We start from the raw sequence: 8,168 nt of genomic DNA on the forward strand, positions 1-8,168 counted from the left end.
ATGACGCCGGTATGGGCATTGATGCTGAGGCCGGTCGGTAGCTTGGCCGAGAAGGTCAGAGCATCGCCGGCGGCAGGAGCGGCAAAGTGACTGGAGACATTGAGCGCGAAGGCTTGGCCTTCAAAATCACTTTGGTTAGCGATGGCGGTAGCGGTCGGGCCACTGTCGCTGACGTCGAGATGGAAGCTTTCGCTGATCGACAGTCCGCGAGCGTCGGTCGCCGTCACGGTGATGGGGTTATCGCCGAAATCGCTGTCGGTCGGAGTACCCGAGATGACACCGGTATGGGCATCGATGCTGAGACCAGCGGGCAGCTTCGCTGAGAAGGTCAGGGTATCGCCCGCCGCAGCAGCGAAGTAATTGGAAACGTTAAGCGAGAAGCTGTGGCCCTCATGGGCGCTTTGGTCCGCCATAGCGACAGCGGTCGGACCGCCGTCGCCGACGGCAAGATAGAAGCTCTCGCTGGTGGCCTGACCGTGAGTGTCGGTCGCCGTCACCGTGATCGGGTTGTTGCCGAAGTAGCCGTCGGTCGGGGTTCCAGAGATGATACCGGTATGGGCATCGAGGCTAAGGCCGGTCGGCAGCCTGGCAGTGAAGGTCAGGGCATCGCCGGCGGCGGGGGCTTGGAAGTGGCTTGAGACATTGAGCGAGAAGGTGTGGCCTTCTATGGCGCTCTGATCAGCGATGGTAGTTACGATCGGGCCGCTATCGACGATGGCAAGATGGGAGTTCTCGCCGATCGCCCGGCCTACATGGAAGGCTTCTTCGGCAGGAGCCGCGATAGATCCAGATTTACTTGCGAGTTGCAGGGTCGGTGCATACTTGGCATCTGCGCCATGGTGAAGGTTCGGATTCGTTAGGTCATATCCGCTTTCATCCCCTTGGTTGCTGCGGGTGGATTCGACCACGCCCTCTGCTTTCCGAACGTTCTTGTCCGGGCGGACCAGCAAATCATCTAAAATGCTATTGTTGGGCATGAATCACCTGCAAAGGCAGTTCGTCCGAATGAACGATTAAAAAACGCTTTCAGCTAACCTACTGGCAATTGATTAAATCCGTGCCAATCGATCCAGGGTAGCCCGGGGTCTGGCTTTAATGATTTGGGAAGGTCTTTTCGCCCAAGCGCCTGCGCTGTGCGAAATCCAAGATTACCTTAACGTGACGCTAAGCAAATCGCGTCAATGGTTAGGGTGTTTTTAATTTAATGGCGTATTGGTTGTGTTCCTTGAGCGTCTCATCGCGGAAGTAAAGCCGCGGCTTTTGAGCCGCCGGCCGGCTCGCGCGGCGCGTAACAGCCCGGTCAGCTTTGTATCGTTAGGCGGATCCCCCGTTCGCGAGCCAACCGTTCCAGCGGCGGTCTATTTTGCCTCCTTCGTCATTAATCTCCTGGCCTTGTCGCTCCCGCTTTCGATCATGCAAGTATACGATCGCGTTATTCCAAACCGTTCGTTCTCGACGCTTGCATGGCTCTTCTTTGGTCTGGCGATAGCGCTGGTTATTGACTTCGTTTTAAAAACGTTAAGATCGGCTCTTTTGTCCTGGCAGGCGACGCGCTTCGCCCGAAACGTGGAAAACGAAGGAGTCGCCCGTTTTCTCCGCGCGCCCAATGGAGGGTTTGAGCGCGAACCTGCTGCGGTGCACGTGAACCGCTATGGCGCGGCAGCAGCACTGGCTGACTATCACAGCGGCCAGGCACGGTTGGTCTTAATCGATCTGCCATTTGTGGGAATTGCCCTCTTGGTAATGGCGATCGTTGGCGGCGCAATGGTGCTCGTGCCTGCAAGTCTGTTTTTCGGGTTTGCTGCGCTCGCCATAGGTCGCGCTCGCGAATTCCGAAGAATACTCGATGCGCGCACCACGCAGGATAATCGAAAATATGACTTTATCGCCGAGGTATTGACCGGGATTCACACGGTCAAGGTTATGGCGATGGAGCCGCAGATGCAGCGCCGCTTTGAGCGGCTGCAGGAAGCGGTGGCGAAAACGACGATGTCTTCCATCTCGACCGGGCAAGCGAATCAAACCGCCGCACTGCTTTTCGGGAGCGTCTCGCAATTGGTCGTGGTGACGATAGGGGGCTCCCAAGTCATCAACGACCAGCTCACAATGGGAGCTCTCGCGGCTTGCACGATGCTATCGGGTCAAATTCTGCAGCCTCTGCTACGGGCGATTTCTCTCTGGACCGAGAAGGAAACCGTGGATCATCGCCGAGCCGAAGTTAAATCGCTTCTCGATTTGCCACCAGCCGAGGCTCCCGTCGGAATTCATACGTCCGTGAAGGGCAATATACGATTTGAAAACGTCGCTTATCGACATCCAACCGATCTCAATCATACCTTAGCAGTCCGCGATATCTCGATCGAAGCCGGCGCAATGATAGGTTTGAAGGGAACGGAAAGTTCGGGGCGAACGACGCTGCTGAAGTTGATGCAGGGGGAGATTCAACCAACTTCCGGTCGCGTAACGGTCGACGGCGTATCAACATTAGCCCCGCAATTTGCGACGATACGCCGACACATCGCCTATGTCGGAGCGGTGCCTGCCATATTTTCCGGCACGATCATGGAAAATCTCACCATGTTCGGTCCGGAGAAGCGCGATTTCGCGCGCAAGATGGCGCAACTCCTGGGACTCGAAGCAACCATCAATCTACTCCCGGATGGGTACGAGACGAAGCTTGGAGAGGGCATCGGTGACGATCTGCCGATGTCGATCGCGCAGCAGGTGAACATCGTCCGCGCGCTGACAAATCGTCCGCGCGTGCTTGCGCTCGATGAGGCAAATATGATGTTGGATGCGATTGCCGAGCCCGCTTTGATTAAGGCGCTGAATGTTCTCCGTGGCAACTTAACCGTACTTGTTGTGACGCACCGTCCGTCGCTGTTAGCTCTGTGCGACCATCAAATTGCTCTTGAAGACGGTTGTGCAGGTTGGTCTGTCTCCTCCTTGAGCAATTCGCGGAAGGTCGCGACGTGACGACGTTTAGTGACCCAGGATCGCACCTCGTCGACGCAAGCCAAATCCCTGCGTCAGAGCCGATAGAAAATCCGGTTCACGCAAACCTGGCGCGAATTGCCGCCGAGTTCGCCAGTGTTTCAGATGACTTATCGTCCTCCCCACAAGAATCTCTCATCGCCACAATCAATAGGATCGTTCGTCCTGAAACCGCCGCGGAGGCCTGTCTTGCCCCAACGCTCGCGTTGTTTGGCTGGGCCGGCGAAGGACGTCTGATTCAGGAAGCCCTGCCGCATTTCGATCGCATCGATAATGTCGAGGCGCTGCGTCGCGTCCTTTCTCTGTTGGGTTACGGGACAACCCGAAAACTCCTAAAGCAATCAAGGATAACGTCCCAATCCATACCGTGCTTATTCACGCGCGACGGTACTGACATCACGCTCATCGTAGACCGGGAGCCCGACGGAACCCTTCTTGCGTTCGACGGCAAGTCCGCGTCCTGGAAAAGAGTCGAACCAGCGCGACAAGGTGGCTGGGCTTACTTTGTCTGGGACCAGTCAGTTAAGACCGAAGCCGTTGAACCAGGGGCGTCCTGGCTATTTTCTGCCATTAGACAATTCAAGCCGACAATCGTAGCGACCCTTGGGTTTAGTCTGTTGGGAAATCTCGCAGCACTTGCACTCCCGATCTTTGTCATTTGCGTGTATGATTTGGGAATCGGCACGAAATCGATAAATACGGTGATTATGCTGGCGGCAGGCGCCGGCATCGTAATCACCACGAATCTGGCATTGCGCAGCGTTCGCGCGCGAGCGATGGCATATTTTGGTGCCAGGATTGATGCTCTCATCGGCATGAAGGCATTCGAGGTGATCCTCAACATGCCGATTTCAATGGTCGAAGCCGCTCCCGTCGGTACTCAAATCTCGCGGCTGAAGCAGTTTGAGAGTATGCGAGATGTCTTCACGGGAACCTTGGCTTCATCGGTTGTCGATATTCCATTCATTTTCATTTTTCTCACTGCGATCGCGATATGGGGTGGAAATCTTGTCTGGGTGCCGGTGTCACTCATCGCGGTTTATGTTGTGCTCTCCGCAATAACAATTCCGGTAACACGCAATTATGTTAGAGCGATCAGTTCCGCCAAGCAGCGTCGCAACATCCTGCTTCGCGAGATCTTCACCAAGCGCCGCGCGATTCGTTCGCTGAGCGCCGAACACATTTGGATCGGGCGGCACCGGGACCTGGCTGAACTGATTTCAGACCAGAGCCATCGGGCACATCGATTCAATAACACAGTGCAAAATATTGGGGAGTTGCTGGTCAGCATTGCTGGTATCGCGACGCTTGGCCTTGGTGCGCTAAGCGTGAGCAAGGGCTCGATGACGTCAGGCGCGCTGATTGGCACTATGGCTCTCGTGTGGCGAGTGTTGTCGCCGCTTCAATCGACCTACCTTTCCATGCCTCGGCTAGAACAAGCATTTCAGACCTTTAAGCAAATTGACCGGCTCATGAAGATACGGAGTGAACGAGATGTGCGGGCGCCGCGTTCTTTTTTCCGGCAATTTAGTGGGAAGATATCTGTGCAGCGCCTTGCGTTTCGCTACGGGCAACGCCAGGAGGCCGTACTCCGTGGTGTCCAACTCGAGATCAAGCCAGGCGAGATGATTGCGATCACAGGCCCAAGCGGGGTTGGCAAAACAACACTGCTGAGACTTTTGGGCGGCCTTTATCCGCCTAGCCTTGGCGCTGTATTGGTCGACGATATGGATTTGCGGCAAATTGATCCGACCGAATGGCGCTCTCAGATAGCATTTTTGCCCGAAACGACGAATTTCTTTTATGGCACTTTGGCGCAGAATATTCGGCTCTCCCGGCCGGATGCGAGTGATGCAGAGATTATGCGGGCTCTAGAGGACATGGGATTAGATAGCGAAGAACAGTTGATGGGCGAGGGCATCGAGCGCCGGCTCACGGCTGCAGACCTTGAGAATTTCTCGGATGCGTTGAAACAACGATTAGCATTGGCACGCTGTTTTATTAAGAACGCGCCCATTTATTTGCTAGACAATCCCGCGGCCTCTCTCGACACGGCGTCAGAATTGCACTTGCTTAAGAAGCTTGCGGCGCTGAAGGGCCGCGCGACGGTCCTATTTACGACATTCCGGCCGAGCCATATGCGACTGGCCGACCGCGTGATCTTACTGAAGGACGGACAAGTATTATTGGATGGGCCGCCGGATAGGGTCTTGGAGCGCATATCCGCGGCAGCCTAATTATTTCTAAATCCAGCGGCACATTTTATTAATGCGAGCTATCTATAATTTGCGTGTCTTGTATCGGCCATTTTGAGGCTTGAACACCTTGGTTCCAATACTTGCCCGGCGGACAGAAGTTGCGCGACGTCTTACCCAGCCACTCGTGTTGGAAGACGGTCGGCCGCCCCGTGTGTTGGTCGCGACCCTAATTACCATCTCCGGCTTCGTCATTGCTACGATCGTTTGGGCGTCCATGACGCGGGTTCGGGAAGTTACTATCGCGCAGGGTCAAATCGTGCCACGCGGTCAAGTTCAAACGGTCCAGCATCTTGAGGGTGGAATCGTCGCCGAGATTCTTGTCAAGGAGGGTTCGAAGGTAACGGCCCAGCAGCCACTTATTCGGCTGCGCCCGGAGTCATCGATCGGTGAACGAAACCAATATGAAGCCCGACGCGCTGCTTTGAAGCTTCAGCTTATCCGCCTCGAGGCACAGAGCCGCGATGAGACGCCGGACTTTGACGACTTGGCCAAGAAATTCCCAGATTTAGCTACAGAGCAAGAAAAGCTTTATGTCAGCGCAATTATCCAGAGGCGACAGGAAAAGGCAACATTGGCCGCCAAAGTCGCACAGAAGCGCGGCGAAATTGCTACGCTGACATCTGGTTTGGAATCTGCGAGCGCGCAGGTGGAGGTCCAGCGTGAATTGGTCGAGATGCAGGATAGCCTAAAAAGCTTGGGCACTGGATCACGAAAGAGTTGGCTGGAAGCGAAATCCGCCTATCAACGCAGCGATGGTGAACGGCTCACTCTCCAGGGGAGGCTCGATACCGCGAAAGAAGCCTTGATAGAGGCCGAAAGCAGCTTGTGGGAAGCCGACGCCAAGGCGCAGCAAAAGTTAAGCGAGGAGAGGGTTAAGGCCGCCACTGATCTGGCAGAAACCGAACAGCAGTTGGTCAAGCTTGCGGACCGCTCCGACCGCCTGTTGGTTCGAGCCCCTTCCGATGGGATCGTACAAGAGCTCGCGCCGAAATCGATCGGAGAGGTCGTTCGACCTGGCGACCTCGTGGCCCGGATAGTACCAACAGAACGTGAGTTAGTCGCCGAGGTGCACATCGATCCGAAGGATTCCGGCCACATACGCGCGGATGCGGATGCCGAGATTCGGCTCTTGACCTATGACAGCACGATCTTCGGTCCCGTTCGGGGCAAGGTTGAATATCTGTCGGCTACAACATTTTCACCCCAACCCTCTCAGCAAAGTCCTCCGGGCCAAAATCACAATATTGCCGAGCCCTACTACAAAGCTACGATACGACTTCTGCAGGACCATGTTCGCTCCGGCACCACCGACTATCCAATTACGCCAGGAATGGTTCTTCAAGCGCACATTCAGACCGGCTCAAAGTCAATCATTCGATATATGTTCAAACCGGTGTTCAACTCGCTAGACGTGGCATTTACCGAGCGATAGGGCATGCGATGAACTTTGAAGGCGGAATGATGCCGAGGCCGATCTGACACTGGCGGTGTTTGGCCGCTGGGAAACGCTGGGAGGCTCGTTCTTGCCGTTCGCGGCTGCGGAGTGGAGGCTGCCCCTTCGGGCGATGATTGATAAGGATCCGAGGCCGCAAGCGAGTTTAGTCCTGATCCGTGGATGCTGCTGCAGCAGGACGTCGTTAGTCCCGATTAGAGACCTCTTGGCGGGACGCGCTTTGCGCGTTTCATAACGCCTCATACGCGAACGTTATCGGTCTCAAAAATGCTTGGCGGCCAGAAGCCCAAGCAGCACCGTACCCGAGACAGCCGTGACGACGACCATATTGATCAGGTTTTGTGTGACCATCGATCGCGTCGATGTGGAAGCGAATAGAGGCGGGCTCGCCTTTGATTTCTTGCGTTTTGCCCTTCGGGGCGTCGTCTTCGCAGCCATTGCATTCCCCGGAGATGGCGGGTCAGGCTGCGTTGCAGCCTGACCCTGACGCTTTTCCCTGTCGAGGTTTGTCCCCGATCTGCAGCCACCATGGCATGCTCTCGGACGCGAAAGCTTAAGCGGTCTGGTAAACCAAAGCTGACCGCGGTTGATGGTTTATGAATTCAACGCCTCGCCACGTTTGAGGAGAGTGCGAGCTCACCTATCCGCTAAATTCGGACCGAAAATCGATCGAACGCGGACAGGGTCTGCGCGAACAGGTCAACGTCCCGAAGATAAATGGACTTCCTCAAATAGCGATCTCATCGTCCCGGTTGGCTTCATCGACGTCGATATACCAAGCTTTGGGGCGGCCCTCATCACCAGGGCTCCAGCGATAGCCGCGTTTTTTGAGCTCGTCCTTGAGGTCGAACGGGGCTTGTTCAGCCCAGATCCGAATCGTTTTTCGGCGGGCGTTCTCAAGCAGCAACGATAATGCGGTACGATCGACATCAGGAATGGTGTGCGCCAGAATTTCCAACAACGCATGGCAGTCGTCAACCGCACGATGTGATCTATGAAACATCCCGATGCCGCCTAGCAAATAGCCAAGCCTTGATCCTTCAAATCCGTGGGCCCGCCATTCGATTTGGTTCACCGAGCAGGCCCAAGCCTTGACCGCAAAGACCGGCCAATACCTTTCGGCAAATTTGCGGTCAAAGCCTGCGTTATGGGCGATGATAACAGCTGCATCGGAAACGAAAGCGGTGACGGCATCGCCATCGATTTTATGGCCGGCTGCCATTTCGTTGGTAATGCCGTGAAGCTTTATTGCTTCTTCGGGAATCGTTCTGCTCGGCTCGTTGAAAGAACTAAACGTATCGAGCACAGCCGCAACGGTACCGTCGGGATGATAGGAAAACTTCACCATCCCCAGTTCAACCACCTCGTCCGAGGCGGTATCTAATCCGGTTGTTTCCACGTCGAATAAAATTCCGACTTTGGTGAGCTCTGTCGGCGTCGAAAAATGCTGTCGAAAGGGCAGT

5 protein-coding genes are annotated in these 8,168 nt (G+C 55.4%); 3 read left to right on the plus strand and 2 right to left on the minus strand.

Features of this window, described 5'->3' with window-relative positions:
- Positions 1-977: putative Ig domain-containing protein (locus E8A46_RS20260; RefSeq protein WP_291565027.1), on the minus strand; the 977-nt coding region annotated here is incomplete at its 3' end.
- Between the two features lie 241 nt (positions 978-1,218).
- Between E8A46_RS20260 and E8A46_RS20265 the strand changes: the two genes are divergently transcribed.
- From E8A46_RS20265 to E8A46_RS20275, 3 genes are all read left to right on the plus strand, one after another.
- Positions 1,219-2,976, plus strand: a complete 1,758-nt coding sequence (locus E8A46_RS20265; protein ID WP_291565036.1) for an ABC transporter transmembrane domain-containing protein — start codon at positions 1,219-1,221, stop codon at positions 2,974-2,976.
- On the plus strand, positions 2,973-5,231 hold the full coding sequence (locus tag E8A46_RS20270) for an ATP-binding cassette domain-containing protein (protein WP_291565030.1): 2,259 nt from the start codon (positions 2,973-2,975) through the stop codon (positions 5,229-5,231). Before E8A46_RS20265 ends, E8A46_RS20270 begins: the two co-directional genes overlap by 4 nt.
- 148 nt (positions 5,232-5,379) lie before the next feature.
- On the plus strand, positions 5,380-6,684 hold the full coding sequence (locus E8A46_RS20275) for an HlyD family type I secretion periplasmic adaptor subunit (protein WP_291565033.1): 1,305 nt from the start codon (positions 5,380-5,382) through the stop codon (positions 6,682-6,684).
- A 748-nt stretch (positions 6,685-7,432) separates the two neighbouring features.
- Here E8A46_RS20275 and E8A46_RS20280 read toward each other — a convergent pair.
- A partial coding sequence (locus E8A46_RS20280) for a 3'-5' exonuclease (protein WP_363252184.1) occupies positions 7,433-8,168 on the minus strand: 736 nt, incomplete at its 5' end.

It is taken from the genome of Bradyrhizobium sp. (assembly GCF_004799445.1).
Lineage (GTDB): Bacteria > Pseudomonadota > Alphaproteobacteria > Rhizobiales > Xanthobacteraceae > Bradyrhizobium.